Below are 21,156 nucleotides of genomic sequence, written 5' to 3'. Positions count from 1 at the left end.
TTATGGGCTATAAAACAGTCATAATTTCGTTCGTGAGACTTTCAAAGTCTTTTACACTGAGTCGTTCTGCACGTAGTTCGTATAGTGGATTATCGCTCATTTTATCTTTGGGAACAACAGCTGACAAGGCATTGCGCAGTGTTTTGCGTCGTTGGTTAAAACCTGCTTTTACGACACGCCAAAATAGTTTTTCATCACAATCCAAGGTGGCACGGCCGTTTCTGGTCATCCGCATCACACCCGATTGTACTTTTGGCGGCGGGTTGAAAGCGCCTGCTTTAACCGTGAATAGATATTGAACATCATAGTAGGCTTGTAAGAAAACGCTTAATATGCCATATTCCTTACTTCCTGGCTTAGCGACACAACGCTCTGCCACTTCTTTTTGGAACATCCCCGCCATTTGTACCACGCGGTCTCGTTCGTCCAAGATCTTAAACAAGATTTGAGAAGAAATATTGTACGGAAAATTTCCGATGACCGCCATCTTATCTCCAAAGTACGCGCCAAAATCCAAAGCCAGGAAATCCCCATGAATAAGTCGGTCTCCCAATTGCGAATACTTGTCGGCTAGAAACGCAATGGACTCGTCGTCAATGTCGATAAGCCAGGTCTCGTATTCCTTTTTTTCTAATAGAAAATCAGAAAGAACACCCATACCAGGTCCCACCTCTAATACTTGTGTAAACCCTAATGAAGGATCCAAAGCTTCTACAATTTTTTGAGCCGCATTCTTATCATTTAAGAAATGTTGTCCCAAGTGTTTCTTTGCGCGTACTGTACTCATAGCTTATCGAATAGAATGCAAAGATAGTTATTCCGAACAATTTGCTTTTCAAACAGCCTTTTGTTTGCTAAATTTTGTAATTTTGAATCAAAGCTTTTGAAAGATGAGTGAAAAACTAAAAATAGGTATTACTGTAGGCGACATCAATGGTATAGGTTTAGAAGTTATTATTAAATCCTTAATGGATAATAGAGTTCTCGAATACTTTACACCTATTGTTTATGGAAATACTAAAGTTGCATCTTTCCACCGGAAGGCAATTGGGGTGCAGGATTTTAGTTTCAATGTAATTAATTCACCAGATCAAGCTAATCCTAAACGCTCTAATATTATCAACTGTTGGCAGGAGGACGTTAAGATCACTTTGGGTGAGCAGAATGAAATAGGTGGAAAATATGCCTTTCTTTCCCTTGAAAAAGCAGTTGAAGATCTAAATGCTGGTCGTATAGATGCGTTAGTGACAGCGCCAATCAATAAGCACAATATCCAACAAGACGGTTTTAACTTTCCCGGACATACGGAGTATTTACAGGCGAAGTCTAATGCATCGGATGTGCTTATGTTTATGATTACCGAAGAGCTCCGTGTAGGGGTCGTTACGGGACATATTCCAGTAAAGGATATCGCGTCTTCTATCACAGAGGAGGCTATTATGCAGAAATTAAAGATGATGCATGAGAGCTTAAAGAAGGATTTCTGGGTTCAAAAACCTAAAATCGCTGTTCTAGGGCTTAATCCACATGCGGGTGATAATGGCATCATTGGAACAGAGGATGATGAAATCATTAGACCGGCTATCGAAAAAGCAAATCAGGAAGGTGTGTTCTGTTTTGGTCCATATCCAGCAGATGGTTTCTTTGCAACAGATAGTTATACCAAGTTTGATGCGGTTTTGGCGATGTATCACGATCAGGGATTGATCCCTTTCAAACATATTGCCTCGCGTCAAGGTGTAAATTATACGGCTGGATTACCGGTAGTACGAACTTCGCCAGATCATGGCACGGGATATGATATTGCAGGGAAAAATTTAGCCTCACATGAATCTTTTTTAGAAGCGATTTTTAAGGCTGTACATATTGTTAAATGTCGTAGAGAACAGGCTGAACTGACAGCGAATCCGCTTGCTTTCCGTCGACTTTCTAAAGACCGTGACTAAGAAGCGAGCTGCTTTTAAATAACGATAGATACCGAATTGTATCTTAATTTTGCGTATTTTTGCCCGCTAATAGATTTTTACCTACACAGGGTTGCTATGCGAGAGAATTTACAACATCCTATTTTTCAAATAATCAAAGATTTAGCGGATAAAGAACAGGTCGAGTGCTATGTAATCGGCGGTTTTGTTCGGGACCGAATTATGGGCCGTCCGTTCAAGAATGATGTGGATATTGTAGTTGTTGGGAGTGGGATTGATTTTGCAACTAAATTGGGGGAAATCCTTCATACAAAGGTTGCGGTATACAAGAGCTTCGGAACGGCCATGTTGGTGCATGATCAAATAAATATTGAGTTTGTAGGCGCACGTCGAGAATCTTATCGGTCGAATTCACGCAACCCGATTGTTGAAGATGGCACACTGGAAGATGATCAAAATCGCCGCGATTTTACCATCAACGCGATGGCATATTGCCTAAATGGTGATCGCTATGGTGAGCTCGTCGATCCTTTTAATGGGGTTGGGGATATTGAAGAGCGGATAATAAAGACACCACTTGACCCGACGATAACCTTCTCGGATGATCCGTTACGGATGATGCGTGCTATCCGTTTTGCGACCCAACTTAATTTTAAAATTGATATAGCGGCTATCCAAGCTATTGTGGATAATGCCGAACGGATTCAGATTATTTCGAAAGAACGAATTGCAGATGAATTAAATAAGATTGTCTTAGCGACAAAACCATCTATTGGTTTTAAATATTTGTTTGATACCGGGTTGCTAAAACTTATTTTTCCAGCTATGCAGCAATTGTATGGTGTAGACGTTATTGATGGACGTGGACATAAAGATAACTTTTACCATACATTGGAAGTACTGGATAATGTGGCTGAAATGTCGGATGATTTGTGGTTGAGATGGGCGGCCATTATGCATGATATTGCAAAACCAGCAACGAAGCGTTTCGATAAGCGAGTGGGGTGGACCTTTCATGGGCACGAGGATCGTGGGGCTAAGATGGTTCCAAAGTTATTTGCGGAACTAAAGTTACCCTTGAACGAGAAGATGAAGTTTGTTCAAAAGCTGGTTCAATTGCATTTAAGACCAATCGTCTTGGCGCAAGATATCGTTAGTGATTCAGCGGTGCGTCGCTTGTTATTTGAGGCAGGTGATGATATCGATGCATTGATGATGTTATGCCATGCGGATGTGACTACAAAAAACGAGTTTAAGAAGAAAAAGTATAGAGATAACTTTGAACTCGTTAAACAAAAGCTTAGAGATGTGGAGGAACGGGATCAGATCCGTAATTGGCAACCACCAGTAAGCGGAGAAGATATTATGCAGCTCTTTGGACTAGGTCCTGGACGTGTGATTGGAATGCTTAAGAATGCAATGCGTGAGGCTATTCTAGAAGGGGAGATCGCGAACAATAGAGCAGAAGCCTTGGGGTTTGTATTGAAACGTGGGGAGGAAATGGGCTTGACAGCTAAAAATAATGTGTTGCTTTAATTTTTTAAAAATTATTGTAATTTTAGGGGGCAAAATAATTATACGATACGATTAAAATGGCTATTTACAGATTTCGAGTGACTTTTGAGGATTATGAAGATGTTTATCGTGAGATAGATGTGACCTCGAAAAGTACGTTCTTAACATTACACGAAACAATACACAAATCGACGGGATACATTATTAATGTACCTTCTTCGTTTTATGTGAGTAACGACCAATGGAAAAAGGGTACCGAAATTGCACTTTTACCAACGGATAAAAAAAATGCTGCTGGGGTGTTGAAAATGGAAGATATCCGGTTGAGTAAGTTTATTGAAGACCCGCATCAGAAATTTTATTACATCTATAACTTTGATCGTCCCTATGATTTCCATGTGGAGCTGATCAAGATTTTAAAAGAAGAGGAGGGGAAAGAATATCCCGAGGTATTCAAGACGGTTGGTGAAGTACCGAAGTCTGCTGCGGCAGCCAATTTTCCTGTATCTACGGGGGTGGACGATGACGATGATGAGGACGACGTGCCAGTTGATGATACAGAATATGGTGTAGATGATGAGGATGATTTTGATTTGTTCGATGACGAGGAAGAAGGAGAGAGCGAAGACGGGAGTGAACAACAAGAAAAAGGCTACGAGGACGAGTACTAGGGCCGGTTTTTCTTGGTAAACAATACAAGATAAAAGGGAGACCTTAAGTGAAAGCTTAAGGTTTTTTTATGAAGTCGTTATGGCAGAGAATAAAAAAACATTAATTGTTGTTGTTGGTCCCACCGCGGTGGGTAAGACGGCTATGGGAATTGCTTTGGCACAACATTTTCAAACGGAGATTATATCGGCAGATTCGAGGCAGTTCTATAAAGAAATGACGATTGGTACGGCAAAACCTGATGCGCTAGAATTGGCGGCCGCTAAGCACCATTTTATTGATTCCCACTCCATTGAAGATGAGTATTCGGCAGGTGACTTTGAACGCGATGCTTTATCACTTTTGGAGACATTATTTGAGCAGCATGATGTCGTTGTAATGGTGGGTGGTTCTGGCTTGTTTGTACGTGCGGTATGTGAGGGCTTAGACAATCTGCCCAAAGCTCCAGTCGAAGTGAGAGAACGGTTGAATGCGCGATTGGCAAATGAAGGGATAAACGTATTACAAGAAGCGCTAAAGGAAGTGGATCCGGTTTATTATGCAACAGCAGACATTCATAATCCGCAACGCGTAATTCGTGCATTAGAAGTATTTGAAGCGACGGGACAACCCATTTCTTCGTTTCAAGTAAGTGGGGGAGCAGATCGTACTTTTAATACCATTACCATCGGACTAAATATGCCACGCGAGGCTCTTTACGAACGTATTAACTTACGCGTTGATAAGATGATCGACGCAGGCTTAGTTGAGGAAGTTAAAAGATTGTTCGCTTACAAGGAAAAGCCGGCATTACTTACCGTAGGCTATGCTGAAATTTTTGATTATTTAGACGGTCATATTTCTCTAGAGGAAGCGGTGGAAAAGATTAAACAGAATACAAGAAGATATGCGAAACGACAAATAACCTGGTTTAAGAAGTATGGAAATACGACCTGGTTTGAGCCAAACGATCAAGAAGGGATATTAACTCATTTGGTAACGCAGATGTGACAAAATATGGAAACCAGATGTTGCATAATAATTAATTAATGGCACGTGTTTTGCATTTCTATTAATTCATAATTTAGGTTAATAATTGGTTTGGATCCCTCTTTGTCGCCCGACGATGAGGGATTCTTTTTTTACGTAAAAAAGAGGCTGTTTTTAACAGCCTCTTTTTATTGTATTTCTTCGTATTTGTTCGAATAACAGTATTTATATTAAACGATAAAGTTCCAACCAAATGGATCTTCAGTTTTTCCGTAACGCAATTGATTCAAATAATCTAACACTTTATTAGAGAAGTCTCGTCCTTCAACTGGCGGCAATTCATAATCTGTTCCGTTAAAACCAATGCGTGAAATATGGGTGATGGTTGCAGCCGTTCCAGCAGCAAAAGCCTCTGTTACTGAGCCATTTTTGATGCCATCGATAAGCTCCTGAACGGACACTTTTCGTTGTTCTGTTTTGTATCCCCATTTATCCGCTAGTTCGATAATCGTACGACGTGTTACACCGTGTAAGATGGTGTCACCATGTGGTGTAATAATGGTATCGCCAATGCGGAAAATTAAGTTTGCAGTTCCTGCTTCTTCGATATATTTATGTTCCAAGGCATCGGTCCACATGATTTGGTCATAGCCTTCGTCATTAGCAAGTTGTGTTGGGTATAAGGATAGTGCGTAGTTCCCTGCATTTTTAGAGAATCCAACACCGCCTTCCGCAGCTCTGGTGTAATGTGTTTCAACCTTTAAGCTGATTGGTTTACTATAATATGCACCGACAGGGCAACAAATAATGATAAATTTATACGAAGCAGATGGGTGAACTCCCAAGGCCGCTTCCGTTCCGAACATGAAAGGACGGATATAGAGCGAAGTACCTTCATTAGAAGGAACCCAATCGCGATCAATATTAAGGAGGGCTTTTAATCCTTCAATAAAAATCTCTTCAGGTACCTCAGGCATCTGTAAGCGAAAAGCCGATTTGTTAAAACGTTCATGGTTCTTGTCGGGACGAAAAATGCTAACAGTACCATCTGCAAATTTATATCCTTTGATACCTTCAAAGATTGCTTGTCCATAATGGAGGGCAGACATGGATGGGCTGACGGATAAATCACCATATGGCTGGATACTGACGTCGGTCCATGTGCCATTTTCATAATTAGCAACTAGCATGTGGTCAGCCATAATCTGACCAAATTTCAAATTGTTGAAATCTACTTGCGAGAGTCTCGATTGTTTTGTTGGCTCTACGCGAATTGAATAAGTATTCGTCTCGCTCATTTCATTAAAATTTTAGAATGTGCAAGTTAGAAAAAAGAATCTATAGATACCCCATACAGCGGCTGTATTTTTAGTGGGTACAGGATAAAGGATAGTTGCTACCGCGTACCCATTAGCTCTAAAATAGGCTCTATATGCTCTCTGTTATTCGCTAGTCGTGGAACTTTGTTCTGCCCACCCAGTTTACCGCGGGACTTCATCCAAATGTAAAAGGTATCAGGGGCTGCATTGTGGATAATAGGGAAGCCCAATGCCATATCTTTATAGCGCTTGGCATCGTAGTCCGAGTTGATTTCGCGCAATGTTTTGTCTAACACTTCGCTGAACTGTTGCAAGTCTGATGGTTGGTTTTCAAATTCGATAATCCATTCATGTGCACCGGCTTTACCGTCATTGAAATAGATCGGACCAGCGGTATAGTCTTTGATTACAGCTCCAGTCGCTTTGCACGCTTCACTCAGTGCTTTCTCGGCATTGTCAACAATCACTTCTTCCCCAAATGTGTTGATGTAATGTTTCGTTCGACCTGATATTTGAAAACGATATGGCGATAGGGATGTGAATTTAATGGTGTCTCCTATTTTATAACGCCATAATCCTGCATTGGTCGAGATAATGAGGGCGTAGTTTTTTCCGATTTCGACTTCGCTCAGGTCTAATGTTTTCGGGTGCTCTTCATCGATATGTTCCATCGGAAGAAACTCGTAGTAGATTCCATAATCTAACATGAGCAATAGGTCCTCCGAATCCGAGCGGTCTTGTAAGCCAAAATAACCTTCCGATGCGTTGTAGTTTTCCAGGTAATACATATCCGCAGAAGGGATCAGTTTTTCAAACTGTTCACGATATGGTTTAAAGCTAACGCCACCATGACCATAAAACTCTAGATTTGGCCACACCTCCAACAGATTGTCTTTACCCGTGATTTCGAGAATACGCTTCGCCATAACGAGGTTCCAAGTTGGTACACCCGCTAAGCTGGTTACATTTTCTTTAATGGTAATCTGTGCTATCTGCTCTATCTTTTCCTCAAAATTTGGATTCAAGGTTACCTCGAGGTTGGGCGTGCGTTTAAACTCCGCCCAAAAAGGCAAGTTACGGATCAGAATGGATGAAAGATCGCCATAGTATGAATCGGGGCTGAAGTTATTGATCTGGGAAGAACCTCCGATCACCACCGATTTGCCTGTAAAAACTTTGTTTTCGGGTCTGTTATGACAGTAGATGGACAGCATATCTTTACCACCTTGGTAGTGGCAGTCTTCCAACGCTTCCAAACTAACTGGAATGAACTTCGATCGATCTGACGTTGTGCCTGAAGACTTGGCAAACCATTTTATATCAGAGGGCCAGATAAGGTTTTGCTCACCTTTTATCATTCGGTCTACATATACCTTAACGTCTTCGTAGTCTTGAATTGGTACTCTATTTTTATACTCTTCTGGAGTTAGAATACTGGTGTAATCATATTTTTTACCCCATTCGGTTGCTTCTGCGGTAGAAATTAAGCTTTGGAACCATTCCTCTTGTACATCATGTGGGTATTTCATGAATAGTTCGATCTGATGAATACGTTTCTTCATGATCCAAGTAAAGAGAGAATTTAATAGCGCCATCGTTTATCTTACGTTAAAGCTTATGTTAGAGTTTTTTTCTTCTTAATTCAAAGTGTCTTCCGAGATAGAATTTACGTGCGAGTTCATTGTCCGCAATTTCTTCGGGAGTGCCCGTCAGCATGATTTTACCTTCCGTTAATAAATAGGCGCGATCCGTTATGGATAAAGTCTCTTGTACGTTGTGATCTGTGATAAGCACACCAATGTTCTTTCTTTTAAGTTTGGAGACAATGGTTTGAATTTCCTCAACGGCAATTGGATCGACCCCGGCGAAAGGCTCATCGAGTAAGATGAAGTGTGGATTAGCAGCTAGCGCACGTGCGATTTCTGTCCGTCGGCGTTCTCCTCCAGATAGTAAATCGCCTCGATTCTTGCGTACACGGTGCAAACTGAATTCTGTTAACAACTCTTCTAATTTTGCTAAACGCTCTTCCTTATTTTTGTAATGGATTTCCAGTACGGCTAAGATATTGTTCTCTACGGATAGTTTGCGAAATACAGAGGCTTCCTGTGCCAGATAGCCAATCCCTTTCTGCGCACGTTGAAACATAGCATCCTGTGTGATATCTTGATCATCCAGGTATACATGACCATCGTTAGGCTTAATAAGTCCTACAATCATGTAAAAGGAGGTTGTCTTACCGGCACCGTTTGGTCCGAGCAATCCGACGATCTCACCTTGTTCCACATGGAAAGAAACATCATTAACAACGGTACGTTGCTTGTACTTTTTGACCAGGTTTTCTGCCTTTAGTATCATCTTCTCCATTAATCGTTTGATTACAAACTTATATAAATTTATGTAAATTTAATATCCACCCATGCAAGCCTTTTCTGTGTATATATAACGCTCAATTACAGTGAAGGTTTTTTGTTAAAATCGAATAGCCTTAATGTTCAATTGTAGGTTTCTCTTTCCTCGCCAGTTGTTTTCCTCAATGGTGTAGCATACATCGAAGGAGGCTCCGCTGTTTATGGTGTCTATGTATTCAGACAATCCAAAGCCAATACATTCAAAAGCTGGAGAGTCTCCTTGTCTTATCGTTATCTTAATATGATTACTACCTACAATATATCCCGAACCTTCGACGGCTCGTGAGACGAAAATAGGAGCTTCATTCTGGGGGCCGTACGGCTCAAATTGTTTTAACAGTCGATAGAATTTACTGTCAATATCTGTTAATTTGATAGCTGTTTCAATGAGGACCTCCTGTTGGAGCATTTCGGGTTTAATGGTGCCACTCACGACATCCTCAAAACGCTGCTGAAATGCATTTAGATTCTCAATGGGCATCGTTAATCCCGCTGCATATTTGTGGCCACCATATTGATCTAATAAATCGCTACATTCACTCAGTGCCTCGTAGAGGTCAAAGCCCAGTACCGAGCGTGCCGAACCTGCAATATGCCCATTTGTTTTGGTCATAATTATGGTTGGGCGATAATACTTCTCCGTTAACCGAGAAGCAACGATACCGATCACACCTTTATGCCAGTCCTCTTTATACAGGACGGTAGACTTACGCTTAATCAATACTTCGTCGTTATCAATTAAATCAAGAGCTTCTTCTGTGATGCGTAGATCAAAGTCTTTTCGAAGGTTGTTTTGATCGTCGACTGTCGCCGAGAAGTCTTTTGCTTCTTGCAACGATTTTGAAATCAGAAGTTTTACCGCATCTTTGGCATGTTCTATTCGTCCTGCAGCATTGATGCGGGGACCTATTTGGAAGACAATATCATTGACTGAAAATTGGCCTGTTTTATTGGAGGAAAGATTAATTAACGCTTGTAAACCACAGTTAGGATTGGTATTCAGTTTCTTGAGCCCATAGTGGGTCAATATTCGGTTCTCTCCTGTAATTGGAACAATATCCGAAGCGATACTGACAGCTACCAGATCAAGGTACTGATAAGCCAGCTGGATATCCATATCGTTTTTTTGGATAAACGCTTGTATGATTTTAAATCCTATTCCGCAACCCGACAGCTCCTTGTAGGGGTATAAACAATCCACACGTTTCGGATCCAATACTGCTACGGCTTGTGGTATTTCGGGCCCTGGTAAGTGGTGATCTCCGATAATGAAATCGATGTTTTTCGATGCTGCGTAATCGATTTTATCATTTGCCTTGATACCACAATCTAAAGCGATAATCAAAGAAAAGCCATGTTCTGCTGCATAATCGATTCCTTGGGTAGAGATTCCGTAACCTTCGCTATAGCGATCAGGGATATAAAATTCCATACCAGTATGGAAGTCTCGAAAGAAACTATAGACGACGGAAACAGCTGTTGTACCATCTACATCGTAATCGCCATAAATAAGGATTTTCTCTTTGTTGCCTATGGCCTGTTCAATACGGGAAATCGCTTTGTCCATATCCTGCATTAAAAAGGGGTCATGCAGCATGTCTAAGGAGGGACGAAAGAATGTTTTTGCTTGATCGAAGGTGAGAATGCCGCGGTTGATAAGTAGCTCAGCGATGACGGTACTTATGCCCAGTTCATCTCTCAGTGTATTCACTTTATTGACCTCATTTTTTGGCTTTACTACCCACCTTTTTTGCATATCTTTGCGGTTGTATTAACGTGTAAATATACGTTTTGTAAATTGGTTTACCTAATGAGCTCTAGGCTCGGTAGATTAAGATTCTGAAACATACTTGTTTACAATTAAATTTAAAATGGTACAAGCATATTCTCTATACGAGGGCTCTTTTTCAGTCGATGCTAGTAAGGCTTTTGTGCCTTTTGATGCAGAAAAAGATGACCCATTAACGCGAAAAGGATCTATTTTCGTCCATGTACATCCGTTCTTGATTGTTGCTGATGATGGTTTGATTCTATGTGATACAGGATTGGGCTTTAGGGCTGAAAATGGAAATCTGGTGATTCATGAAAACATTCGAAAATTAGGCTATGAGCCGGAAGATGTTAAGTATGTCTTGATGTCGCATCTTCATAAAGATCATACCGGAGGTTTGGTGGATTTTAAAGACGGTGTAGCTCGTGTTTCATTCCCGAATGCGGAGTATTTCGTGCAACAGGGAGAGTGGGAGCAAGCCTATGCTGGAGAAAATTCATCGTATAGGACAGATATTTTCGATGTTATTCAACGTAGTGGAAATTTGGTTTTGGTGGAAGGCGATGGTCAGGTCAATCATCAGATATCCTATGAGCTGAATGGAGGGCATACACCAAATCATCAAGCTTTTCATATCCATACAGGGGGGGAGCATTACTTTTTTGGTGGGGATGTGCTTCCTGAACCCGAGGAGATTTTTAAGAACTTTATTGCCAAATACGATTACGATGGTAGACGGGCAAGAGACTTACGTCAGCAATACTGGGAGGAAGGCCGTGTAGCAGAATGGGTTTATTTATTTTACCACTCCAAAACGATAGCTATCGGACAAGCGGAACAGAAGCCGGATGGCGGATATAAGATTATCGACGTTTCCGTAAAATAAAAGAAGGGCATTTAAAAATGCCCTTCTTTTATTTTGTCGCTTTGACAAGAATATTTAGCGTAAAGTAATCCTCAATTGCTTTATCACCGAGATCTGCAAAGAAGCTTGATGAACGATATTTGATATCAAAATCCAATCGATTTATCTTTACATTTTTTGCCTCGGCCTCCACCTCATTTCCGCCAATACGTACCACATTGATCGGAAAAGAAATCGATTTTGTTTTGTCTTTAATCGTTAGATTTCCAGTGACCGTAGGTGTACTTTTGCTGTGATCTACTTTCGTGATTACAAATTTAGCGGATGGATATTGCGGAACGTTAAAGAAGTCTTCATTCTTGAGATGTCCGGTTGCTTTAGGTGAATCTGTGCACTGTAAAGAATTCATGTCGATCATAAATTCTCCACCGACAATTTTGTTCTTGTCAATAGATATTTGCCCATTTTTAATTGCGATAGTGCCCACATGTCCACCTACTACTTTTTTGGCATCCCATTGAATATTGGAGGCTTTCGGATCTAGTTTTAAGGTGCTTTTTTGCGCAAATGAATAGCTGCATACACTGATAAGAAGTGCGAGTAACAAGGTTAATTTTTTCATAATTTTTTTTGATTTCTGTAGCGCTAAAGATAGGGATTGAAGTGATTTGCTGTATGTAGAAAAAGCCTTCGTATTGTAATATTTTTAGCGCAAATACTGTCAGGGAGGCGCGGAGGGATTCCAATTGTTTATACGGTCATTTTTGCTTAAATTTGTGTGTATTACCTGTTGTTTGCAATAAACACAATAAATTTATACTATGTCAATAGTTAGAGAAACCGACTTGATTGGTATCGGGAAGAAATACCAGATTGAGACCGAAGCTGGCGATAACATGATTGTGGTGATCCATGATGATGGTAGACGTGAACTATACCGTTCGGAGGATGATGATAGCGAGACACACTGCGTTATGACACTGTCGGATGAAGAATCGCGTCAGGTTGCCGGGATTTTGGGTGGATTATCGTATAAGCCGAAATCGTTAGAAACGATTGAGGTGGCTTTAGATGATTTACGTATCGAGTGGTATAAAGTAGGGGAGTCAAGTGATGGCGTAAACAAAAGTATTGGTCAGTTGGAAGTGAGACAGCGCACCGGCGCGTCCATTATTGCGGCCATTCAAGAGGATGAGACCGTGATCAACCCTGGGCCGGATTATGTTATTACCCCGGGAGCGACGCTTGTTATTGCCGGAAAAAAAATGAATATCAAATTACTTAAAGAGATCCTTATATAGTTTTATGCTTTCACCTACCCTGATTCTTGAAGTTGGAGTTGCTGTCTTCTTGGTGGCCGTTGTTGGTCTTTTAGCCAATAAGTTACGTTTTTCAGTTATCCCGTTCTTCATCATCATCGGTATGGTTTTAGGGCAACATGCGCCTCAATTTTGGCATATCGATCTTAAATTTACAGAAAGTAAGCCGTTCATCGACTTTATGGGACGATTAGGTGTCCTATTTCTCCTTTTCTATCTGGGATTAGAGTTCTCGGTTGGGCGGCTTATTAAGTCGGGAAAATCAATTGTTACTGGTGGGACGGTTTACGTTCTTCTTAACTTTGTCTCGGGGCTCTTGGTGGGTTGGTTGATGGATCTCCCTTTTAAGGAAATGATGGTGCTCTGTGGGGTGATGACGAGCTCGTCTACGGCTATTGTAGCCAAAGTGTTGACCGATCTCAAACGAACTGCGAACGCGGAAACAGAGGTGATTATGGGGATGATTATGTTCGATGACTTGTTTATCGCCATGCATATCTCCTTTTTATCGGGATTGATCTTGACAGGAGGTACCTCGTTTTGGTCAGTTGCAGGAACTTCCTTACTGGCCCTTGGTTTTATTTTAACCTTCCTGATTCTAGGGCGAAAATTGGTGCCTGCGATTGACAAGCTATTGCAAGATAAAAGCTCCGAACTCTTTATCTTGATTGTTTTCAGTTTATTATTTTTAATTGCTGGATTTTCAGAAACGATACATGTGGCAGAGGCAATTGGAGCATTGATGGCAGGTTTGGTCTTTGCCGACTCCAAATATATAAAGAAGATTGAAGGGATGATTTTGCCATTTAAGGACTTCTTTGGAGCGATGTTTTTCTTTAGTTTCGGTCTTTCTATCGACATGTACACACTGGGAGGAGCTGTGGGATGGGCTGCTTTAGCAGCAGTTGTAACCATTATAGGCAACGTGGCATCCGGATATTTTGCAGCACGCTTTTCAGATATGAAACCACGAACTTCTTTTGATATTGGTTTTACATTATCCGCGCGTGGCGAATTTTCTATTATTATGGCAAATATTGGTAAAGCAGGCGGATTGCTTCCTATTGTGCAATCTTTCGTTGTTGTGTATGTATTAATCTTATCTATTGTATCACCGCTCCTTACAAAAGAGTCTCGTACGATCTGGAACAAGTTGTTTGGAAAGGATCAACAACCCAATAAGCCAAAGAAAACATTGAGTCAATTAGAAGCGTCAATAAAACAACCGTAGAAAAATATAGAAGTAAAACGGGACTGTTTAAACAGAGCAAAACGTCATTGCGAACCTGAGGAACGAAGGTGTGGCAATCTTTTAGAGATAAAATTAAGGAATACTGCCACGTCGCTACGCTTCTCGCAGTGACGTGGTATCGTCCATTTGAAGACGCTCGTTTTTTTATAGGAAACCTAACTCTAATTTAGCCTCTTCACTCATCAAATCTTTCGTCCAGGGTGGGTCAAAAGTTAACTCCACTAAGGCTTCTTTAACGCCCTCTACAGCGGCAACTTTTTGTTGAACTTCGTCCATGATTTGCCCCGCAACAGGACAGCCTGGAGCTGTTAACGTCATCACAATCTTAGCCGTGCCGTCTTCTTTTGTAATGATTTCGTAAACAAGACCTAAATCAACAATATTTGCAGGCTTTAGTTCTGGATCGTATACCGTTTCCAGTTGTGCCTGTATCTCTTTTGCGAGATTTAATTTGTCCATTATGATAATACTCATCCTCGTCTTTTTTAATGCTTTATGCTATCGTATATTTCAAGAAGCTTGCTCAGGTTCGACTTTACTGTATAGTTTTTTTCGTATACCATACGACAGTTTGTTCCTATCGTATCTTTGGTTTTATTCTCCAAATTGTCCCACTGATTCAAAACGTCTTTGATATCTTCCTTATTATAGGGATCGAAAGAAAGTCCCGTATACAAAGGTAAGACCATTTCACGTAAAATACCAATATTACTAGCGAGGACGGGTGTAGAATAACCAAAGGCTTCAATAATTGTCATAGGCATTCCTTCATAGCATACTGAAGGAACAATAAGCGCATTGGCGGTAGAAAGGGCAGATGCGAGTTGCTCCTGCGGTTGGAATCCCATGTAAATAATGTTTGGATATCGATCTTGCATTTCTTCCACACGTGCTTGTTGTGGGCCTGTACCATATACTTTAATGGTATAGTTTGTCTCCGCCATGGCTTCTAACAAGGGTAGGATTCCTTTTTCCTCCGACAGCCGGCCAATGTATATAAAGTCTGCAGTACGCGCTTGGTTGGTGGGTTGAACATCTGCCGAATTAGGGCGAATAACAAATTTACTTGCCGAGACGGGAAAGGTGGAATGCGCAAAAAGATCTTTGGCAAACTGGGATAAGACGATATAACGATCGACGCTGTTCCAGGTGCCTATTTTGCGATGCCACCAGTAGGTGAAAGCCGTTAGAAGTGTTTTCGGTAGGGAGTGATCCAATACCCGTTTCTTGACGGCTTCCCATGGGAATTGTTGTTGCAGACTCTTTGTGAACAGCTGACCATTAAAGAATAATGTTGCGGAAGGACATAGCAAGCGAAAGTTATGAAGGGTCATGACTATTGGAATATTCTTTTGTGCAATCCTCCGGATTATCCATGGGCCAATCGCATAATGTACATTGTGAATATGTACAATGTCGGGTTGGAATAGATCTATCTCCCGCATGATGTCTCGACTTTCTGATATATTAAACGGGTATGAAAAATATTGCAGCAAGCCGGTAACTCCTTTTTTGTTTTGTGCGGAATAGGTTTTTACGTCGTGAATCTTCGAGAGTTCTGCGACTTCCTTGCGGAAAACAAAGTCTTCGCCACCAGCGTGTTGATAAAAATTATGGATGATAAAAATGCGCATATTGACCTTTACACAAACTTAGATAAATATTATAGTTATCTTCGCATGACTTAACAAAAATTGATGTTTCAAAATCTTACATACGCCAAGTTGTTCCAAGATTACCTGGATCTTAAGCATTTTCCGGTAAGTCCGTCCAACTTGTACGATCCTATTCGTTATATTTTGTCGCTTTCCGGAAAGCGTATACGCCCTATGCTAGTTCTTATGGGAGCAGCGCTTTTTGATGAAAAGTATATTGAAGAATCACTTCCCGCAAGCGCCGCTATTGAGTTTTTTCATAATTTTTCGCTGATTCACGATGATATCATGGATAAGGCACCGTTGCGTCGGGGACAGCCTACTGTACATCAGAAATGGGATGATAGTGTGGCTATTTTATCGGGTGATGGCTTGCTGATTCAAGCTTATTTGGAACTGGCAAAATGTCCGAAAGAAAAAGTGCCTCAGCTATTGGATGTATTCAATAAGCTGGCAGTGGAAGTTTGTGAAGGACAGCAATATGATATGGATTTTGAAAAGGTTGACCGCGTAGCTGAGTCCGCCTATATCGACATGATCCGTTTAAAAACATCTGTACTTTTAGGTGGAGCGTTGCAGTTAGGCGCTATTCTTGCTGATGCACATCCGGATGCACAAGAGCTTTTGTATGCTTTTGGTGTGAATCTAGGTATTGCTTTCCAGCTACAGGACGATATTTTAGATGTTTATGGGGATCCAGCAACATTTGGAAAGCAGGTAGGAGGTGATATTCTGTCGAATAAAAAGACGATTCTTTATGTGAAGCTTCGGGATCTTGCTACAGATGCGGATCAAGAAGTGTTAACTAATTTGTTGCGCACAGATTTAGTAGCGGAACCGCATAAGATAGAAAAGATGAAAGATCTGTATGCGAAGTATGACATCAAAGGGTCGGCAACACGATTGAAAGAGGAGTTTACAGCAATCGCATACGATAAGCTTCACGCAATTGATGTCGAGATGGGCAGAAAAGATGCTTTATTTAGATTAGCTGATGCATTAATGCAACGAGAACAATAGCTTTTTTTGTTGAAAAGTTTATTTTGCTCTTACTTTTTGTTAAATTGTGACAGAACATTTTTTGAATTTTTGGCGAAAGCTGGTATAGGTTAAGTATGGAAGCAATAAAGATTACCGTATTTCAGGCATATTTGTTTTGGGAGAACGTGGAGAAGAATTTGAACAATTTGTCTTTACGATTATCAGCATTGAAAGAGAAAACAGATCTCATTATTCTTCCGGAGATGTTTAATACAGGGTTTAGTACCAATGTAGAAAAATGTGCCGAAACGATGAATGGTCCGACCATGCATTGGATGTATGAACATGCCAAAGCATATGGATGTGTTATTGCGGGCACGCTCACGATCAAGGAAAACGATAAATATTATAACCGTTTTGTATGGATGTATCCCGATGGCAACTATGTACATTACGATAAACGCCATCTTTTTGGTATGGTCAATGAAGACGAGGTGTTTACGGCGGGCACTTCACGTGTTGTCGTTGAGTTGAAAGGTTGGCGTATTTGTCCGATGGTGTGTTATGATTTACGTTTCCCCGTTTGGTCGCGTAACCTCGGTGGAGCATACGATCTGTTAGTTTATACCGCTTCTTGGCCAGATAAAAGGTCCGCACATTGGCGTACTTTAATCCCGGCGCGTGCGATCGAAAATCAAGCGTATGTTATTGGTGTGAATAGGGTCGGCTACGATGGTAATGAAGTTTACTATTCGGGCGGTTCGATGTGTATATCTCCTGTTGGGGATGTCGTGTACTATAAACCAGAAGACGAAGATTTATACACCTTTACTTTAAATCCAACGGAACTGATAAAGTCACGCGAACAATTCCCATTCTTAAAAGATGCAGATAGTTTTACCCTGTAGCGATTTTACACGGGTTGTAGTCAAATCTTTAGAATAATTATTTGTTTATTTCGTGATACCCTATTTATACGGGCGCTCCAAAATAGCAGCCTGGATAACGGCGTCACGTAGATTAAATTCGGGTACCTTGTTCTTTTGCTGATGTTCCAGATCTACGGTTTCTATCTTTCGATGTTGTCGCTGTTCTCTCACCCGATTTACTTCCTCTGGAATATCATACCGTTGTTTTACCGGCTGTTCCACTTTTTTTGACACCATTGATGGGTGTTCTTTTTGAAAAGTGGGCGGAATAGGTCGCTTTGCTATCGGGGGAGGGATCGGTACAGCTACAGGTTCAGCCGTAGGGATATGAGGACGTCTTTTACGCATCTTTTCCTGTTCTTTTTGGTACTCGGAATAGATTTTGTAAATTACACCACCGATTATTAGTAAAGCTGGTAGAAAATTTTCCATTAGCGTAAATATAATAAAAACATATAAATATTACATTTTATTTGTTTTGTATAACCTTTTTTACTTTGTTTGTATAAACAACTAACCTAAAGTTTTAACAATTATGACAACTAGTTTTGAACACGCAGACGAGTTCTTTTCGTTTTTAACGGGAAAGGCTTCGGCAGCACTGGCCAGGAGGCTACAGAAAAATCTAAAGTACGAAGGTATAACCATTACCTCTGAACAGTGGACACTTTTATATTATCTGTGGATAGAAGAAGGAAGGACACAACAAGAGCTTGCCTGTTTAACGTTCCGAGATAAACCAAGCGTTTCCAGGCTTATCAATAACTTAGAGAAAGTGAAATTAGTGATGCGTGTGAATGATAAAGAAGATAAACGCTCCAATCTTATTTTTCTGACTAAACAGGGACGCCAACTTCGTGAGGGATGTATGCGACAAGCGCATAAAACGATTGGAGAAGCGCTAGAAGGGCTCAACTACGAAGAGATGATTAAAGCAAAAAATACACTTGAAATTGTATATACGAATTTAAAGTAATGCTACTTTAGCAGAGAAGAGCGTATAAACAAAAGGCTGATTGGAATTCCAATCAGCCTTTTGTTTTTATATTTCTTGTGGTTCAAAAGCACTATGACTATTAACCAACTTTCCGGTGTCTTTAAAGTAAATCTGTTGAAAACTCCATGTGTTAATATTATCTACTTTGCGGAAGAACTTATCTGCAGAAACATCGTCCAATGTTTTGAATCCACAAGCTTCCATTATTTCTACTGTAGCACGAAGTGTGTTACGGTGAAATTGAGCCACACGAACATATTTATCTTGTACGTCGAGTGCTTTGTATAATTGTGGTTTTTGTGTCGCGACTCCTACAGGACAAACATCTTCGTTACATTTCAACGCTTGTATACATCCTAAGGCGAACATCATACCCCGTGCACTATAACAAGCGTCTGCCCCTAAAGCTATAACCTTAAGTAAGTCAAAACCTGTTACAATACGACTAGAGACTATAAGTTTAATGTGTTTTTTTACACCAAATTTAATAAGTGTCGTTGTTACAAAAGATAGCGCATCATACAAAGGCATTCCCAAGTTGTCGGTGAACTCGAGGGGTGCAGCACCTGTTCCTCCTTCCGATCCATCGATCGAAATAAAGTCCGGGAATATCTGTGTCGTCAACATCGCATTACAGATGTCGATAAACTCTTGCTTGTCACCAATACATATTTTAAAGCCAATCGGTTTGTATCCCGATAGTTCACGCATTTTTTGTAAAAAGTGCATCATGCCTTCGGCAGTGTTAAACGCACTATGCGCTGGTGGCGACATGACATCAGTACCTGGAACCACGTGTCTGATGGCGGCTACCTCAGGCGTGTTTTTAGCAGCAGGTAAAATACCACCGTGACCTGGTTTTGCTCCTTGAGATAATTTTAACTCGATCATCTTCACATAAGGACGTGATGCTTTTTCAGCAAAAAGATCTTCATCGAACATACCCATTTCATTCCGACAGCCGAAGTAACCTGTTCCGACTTGCCATATTAAATCTCCTCCATTTACATGGTAGGGACTAATCCCGCCTTCCCCTGTATTGTGTGCAAAATTTTGCAATGCTGCACCTTTATTTAAAGCGGTGATTGCCGTTTTACTCAATGCCCCATAACTCATCGCAGAGATATTGAAAACGCTTAGACTGTACGGTTGTTTACAAGCGTGGTTTCCTACCGTAGTACGTAGGTCATGGTTTTCAATATGCACCGGGAAAACGGAGTGAGCAGCCCATTCGTTGCCAATCGTCTGTGGGTCGGTTTGCATCCCAAAGGCTACGGTTTCTCTTTCATTTTTCGCACGCTGATATACAATAGAGCGCTGTCTGCGGTTAAACGGGCGTCCATCGGTATCTGACTCCCAGAAGTATTGACGCATTTCGGGACGGATAGCCTCGAAGAAAAAACGAAAATAACCTAAAAGAGGGTAATTGCGAAGGATAGCATGCCGTGTTTGGGTGCTGTTGTAAAAGGCTAAGATCATTAATGGAAATGGAATCAAGAGAAGCCAAAACCATTGTGGCGTAAAGATAATCCCGAAAGAGATAATGATCAGGTTTATAATTACTATTGTTGCAAGAATTAGATTTCTAATTGCCATGATTTTCGTGAAAATTGTTGCTTATTTCTGTTCTGAATAGTTTGTTTTTCCTTACATGTATACAATAGCTAGCAAAACGCGAGCCATTTACATACGTTTTATTTTTTGCAGATTCAATGACCATAATCATACGGTTTATGCAAAATTAGAAACTTCTATTGTTAAAGCGAAAAAAGAACGACGTTCTGCGAAGATTTACTTTTTTGATAATATATTCATTCAGAATCTCTTCTTCTTAGTATTTCTTCCGTTAGTTGTTGATATATTTTAATCCAATGTGGGGATTCACTAAGAAAATTCAAATGTGTTTCTATGGTTTGCATGTCTCCACGTTTTGCGGGGCCGGTTTGGACGGCCTCCGGTAGGCAGGTTTGCACCTTTTGGGCTGTTTCGAGTATAATTGGCCGTAGCAAATCAAAGGGCAACTGGTGCTCTTCTAGAATGTTCTGGCTGATTTGAAAAAGTAAGTTGGTGAAATTATTCGCAAAAACGGCCGCAACATGTAAGGCAAGTCGCTGTGCGCTGTCCCCTTGAAAAGCTTTGGGCGCAAGAGGAAGGATCAGGTTTAATAATTGTGTGGTCGTTGTCTCGTTATTTCCTTCTACAACGAAAGGAATAGATGTTAAATCTTTCGTTACCGCTTTTGATATACTTTGTAGGGGATAGAGAACTCCATGGTGCTCAAAGCGATGTAAAACGGTTATTGATGTCGCACCGGAGCAATGGACTACGATACCTTGGCTGATTTCCGGTAAAGCGGCCACTACGGAAGAAATTGCCTGGTCGGATACACATATGCAATATATGTCGGCATCGGTAACTACCTGCTCCAGTTTATCGGTACTGCTGCTTGCTAAAAGAGAAGCCAATGCATTCGCATTGGCTTTATTTCGACTGTATACTTGTGCAATAGTATGCCCGTAGCTTCGGAAAGCTTGTGCCAAAGTACTGGCTACATTTCCACTGCCGAGTATGACAATTTTCAT

General features: G+C 40.8%; 21 protein-coding genes. 10 read left to right on the top strand and 11 right to left on the bottom strand.

The features are described 5' to 3' along the window. Positions 1 to 7 precede the first annotated feature (7 nt). Positions 8 to 787: a 16S rRNA (adenine(1518)-N(6)/adenine(1519)-N(6))-dimethyltransferase RsmA gene (rsmA, locus tag B9Y69_RS17710; protein WP_085474329.1), complete on the bottom strand. Its 780-nt coding sequence runs from the start codon at positions 785 to 787 to the stop codon at positions 8 to 10. 103 nt (positions 788 to 890) lie between these two features. Between rsmA and pdxA the strand changes: the two genes are divergently transcribed. The 4 genes from pdxA (at position 891) to miaA (ending at position 5,099) form a co-directional block, all read left to right on the top strand. Then, positions 891 to 1,946: a 4-hydroxythreonine-4-phosphate dehydrogenase PdxA gene (pdxA, locus tag B9Y69_RS17705; protein ID WP_085474328.1), complete on the top strand. Its 1,056-nt coding sequence runs from the start codon at positions 891 to 893 to the stop codon at positions 1,944 to 1,946. 96 nt (positions 1,947 to 2,042) lie between these two features. Next, the gene (locus B9Y69_RS17700; protein ID WP_085474327.1) at positions 2,043 to 3,461 is read left to right on the top strand and encodes a CCA tRNA nucleotidyltransferase; all 1,419 of its coding nucleotides are present in this window, start codon (positions 2,043 to 2,045) and stop codon (positions 3,459 to 3,461) included. 56 nt (positions 3,462 to 3,517) lie between these two features. Further along, the gene (locus B9Y69_RS17695) at positions 3,518 to 4,111 is read left to right on the top strand and encodes an IS1096 element passenger TnpR family protein (protein ID WP_085474326.1); all 594 of its coding nucleotides are present in this window, start codon (positions 3,518 to 3,520) and stop codon (positions 4,109 to 4,111) included. 79 nt (positions 4,112 to 4,190) lie between these two features. Beyond that, on the top strand, positions 4,191 to 5,099 hold the full coding sequence (miaA, locus tag B9Y69_RS17690) for a tRNA (adenosine(37)-N6)-dimethylallyltransferase MiaA (protein WP_085474325.1): 909 nt from the start codon (positions 4,191 to 4,193) through the stop codon (positions 5,097 to 5,099). Between the two features lie 209 nt (positions 5,100 to 5,308). Here the strand turns inward: miaA and B9Y69_RS17685 are convergent, their stop codons facing one another. From B9Y69_RS17685 to recJ, 4 genes are all read right to left on the bottom strand, one after another. Further along, positions 5,309 to 6,376, bottom strand: coding sequence for a branched-chain amino acid aminotransferase (locus B9Y69_RS17685; RefSeq protein ID WP_085474324.1), 1,068 nt, complete (start codon positions 6,374 to 6,376; stop codon positions 5,309 to 5,311). A gap of 98 nt (positions 6,377 to 6,474) precedes the next feature. Next, positions 6,475 to 7,992, bottom strand: coding sequence for a GH3 auxin-responsive promoter family protein (locus tag B9Y69_RS17680; protein ID WP_085474323.1), 1,518 nt, complete (start codon positions 7,990 to 7,992; stop codon positions 6,475 to 6,477). A 25-nt stretch (positions 7,993 to 8,017) separates the two neighbouring features. Then, a complete protein-coding gene (gene lptB, locus B9Y69_RS17675) occupies positions 8,018 to 8,752 on the bottom strand; it encodes an LPS export ABC transporter ATP-binding protein (protein WP_085474443.1) in 735 nt (244 codons plus the stop codon). 114 nt (positions 8,753 to 8,866) lie between these two features. Then, positions 8,867 to 10,561, bottom strand: coding sequence for a single-stranded-DNA-specific exonuclease RecJ (recJ, locus tag B9Y69_RS17670; RefSeq protein ID WP_085474322.1), 1,695 nt, complete (start codon positions 10,559 to 10,561; stop codon positions 8,867 to 8,869). Between the two features lie 115 nt (positions 10,562 to 10,676). On the opposite strand from recJ, the gene B9Y69_RS17665 reads away from it, so the two are divergent. Then, positions 10,677 to 11,462 carry an MBL fold metallo-hydrolase gene (locus B9Y69_RS17665; protein WP_085474321.1) on the top strand — a complete coding sequence of 262 codons (786 nt, stop codon included), beginning with the start codon at positions 10,677 to 10,679 and terminating at the stop codon, positions 11,460 to 11,462. A gap of 28 nt (positions 11,463 to 11,490) precedes the next feature. On the opposite strand, the gene B9Y69_RS17660 is transcribed toward B9Y69_RS17665, so the two are convergent. Further along, positions 11,491 to 12,063, bottom strand: coding sequence for a YceI family protein (locus B9Y69_RS17660; RefSeq protein WP_085474320.1), 573 nt, complete (start codon positions 12,061 to 12,063; stop codon positions 11,491 to 11,493). Between the two features lie 199 nt (positions 12,064 to 12,262). On the opposite strand from B9Y69_RS17660, the gene B9Y69_RS17655 reads away from it, so the two are divergent. Both B9Y69_RS17655 and B9Y69_RS17650 read left to right on the top strand, forming a co-directional pair. Continuing rightward, positions 12,263 to 12,742 (top strand): cation:proton antiporter regulatory subunit, encoded by a 480-nt coding sequence (locus tag B9Y69_RS17655; RefSeq protein WP_085474319.1) that lies wholly within the window; start codon positions 12,263 to 12,265, stop codon positions 12,740 to 12,742. A 4-nt stretch (positions 12,743 to 12,746) separates the two neighbouring features. Next, positions 12,747 to 13,991 carry a cation:proton antiporter gene (locus tag B9Y69_RS17650; protein ID WP_085474318.1) on the top strand — a complete coding sequence of 415 codons (1,245 nt, stop codon included), beginning with the start codon at positions 12,747 to 12,749 and terminating at the stop codon, positions 13,989 to 13,991. Between the two features lie 165 nt (positions 13,992 to 14,156). Here B9Y69_RS17650 and B9Y69_RS17645 read toward each other — a convergent pair whose 3' ends face one another. Both B9Y69_RS17645 and B9Y69_RS17640 read right to left on the bottom strand, forming a co-directional pair. After that, complete coding sequence (locus B9Y69_RS17645) at positions 14,157 to 14,486, bottom strand: metal-sulfur cluster assembly factor (protein ID WP_085474317.1); 330 nt, start codon at positions 14,484 to 14,486, stop codon at positions 14,157 to 14,159. A gap of 11 nt (positions 14,487 to 14,497) precedes the next feature. Continuing rightward, positions 14,498 to 15,646 carry a glycosyltransferase family 4 protein gene (locus tag B9Y69_RS17640; protein ID WP_085474316.1) on the bottom strand — a complete coding sequence of 383 codons (1,149 nt, stop codon included), beginning with the start codon at positions 15,644 to 15,646 and terminating at the stop codon, positions 14,498 to 14,500. Between the two features lie 63 nt (positions 15,647 to 15,709). On the opposite strand from B9Y69_RS17640, the gene B9Y69_RS17635 reads away from it, so the two are divergent. Next, a complete protein-coding gene (locus B9Y69_RS17635) occupies positions 15,710 to 16,687 on the top strand; it encodes a polyprenyl synthetase family protein (protein WP_085474315.1) in 978 nt (325 codons plus the stop codon). A gap of 95 nt (positions 16,688 to 16,782) precedes the next feature. After that, a complete protein-coding gene (locus tag B9Y69_RS17630) occupies positions 16,783 to 17,556 on the top strand; it encodes an amidohydrolase (RefSeq protein ID WP_085474314.1) in 774 nt (257 codons plus the stop codon). 60 nt (positions 17,557 to 17,616) lie between these two features. Here B9Y69_RS17630 and B9Y69_RS17625 read toward each other — a convergent pair whose 3' ends face one another. After that, positions 17,617 to 18,009, bottom strand: coding sequence for a hypothetical protein (locus B9Y69_RS17625; RefSeq protein WP_085474313.1), 393 nt, complete (start codon positions 18,007 to 18,009; stop codon positions 17,617 to 17,619). 103 nt (positions 18,010 to 18,112) lie between these two features. On the opposite strand from B9Y69_RS17625, the gene B9Y69_RS17620 reads away from it, so the two are divergent. Then, positions 18,113 to 18,553, top strand: a complete 441-nt coding sequence (locus tag B9Y69_RS17620) for a MarR family winged helix-turn-helix transcriptional regulator (RefSeq protein WP_085474312.1) — start codon at positions 18,113 to 18,115, stop codon at positions 18,551 to 18,553. A 66-nt stretch (positions 18,554 to 18,619) separates the two neighbouring features. Here the strand turns inward: B9Y69_RS17620 and B9Y69_RS17615 are convergent, their stop codons facing one another. Continuing rightward, positions 18,620 to 20,170 carry an FMN-binding glutamate synthase family protein gene (locus B9Y69_RS17615; protein WP_085474311.1) on the bottom strand — a complete coding sequence of 517 codons (1,551 nt, stop codon included), beginning with the start codon at positions 20,168 to 20,170 and terminating at the stop codon, positions 18,620 to 18,622. A 215-nt stretch (positions 20,171 to 20,385) separates the two neighbouring features. After that, positions 20,386 to 21,156, bottom strand: coding sequence for a Rossmann-like and DUF2520 domain-containing protein (locus B9Y69_RS17610; protein WP_234991302.1), 771 nt, complete (start codon positions 21,154 to 21,156; stop codon positions 20,386 to 20,388).

It is taken from the genome of Sphingobacterium psychroaquaticum, assembly GCF_900177625.1.
In the GTDB taxonomy this organism is placed as follows: domain Bacteria; phylum Bacteroidota; class Bacteroidia; order Sphingobacteriales; family Sphingobacteriaceae; genus Sphingobacterium; species Sphingobacterium psychroaquaticum.
Note: the sequence above shows the minus strand (reverse complement) of the source record. Positions and strands in the feature narration are given on the sequence as shown.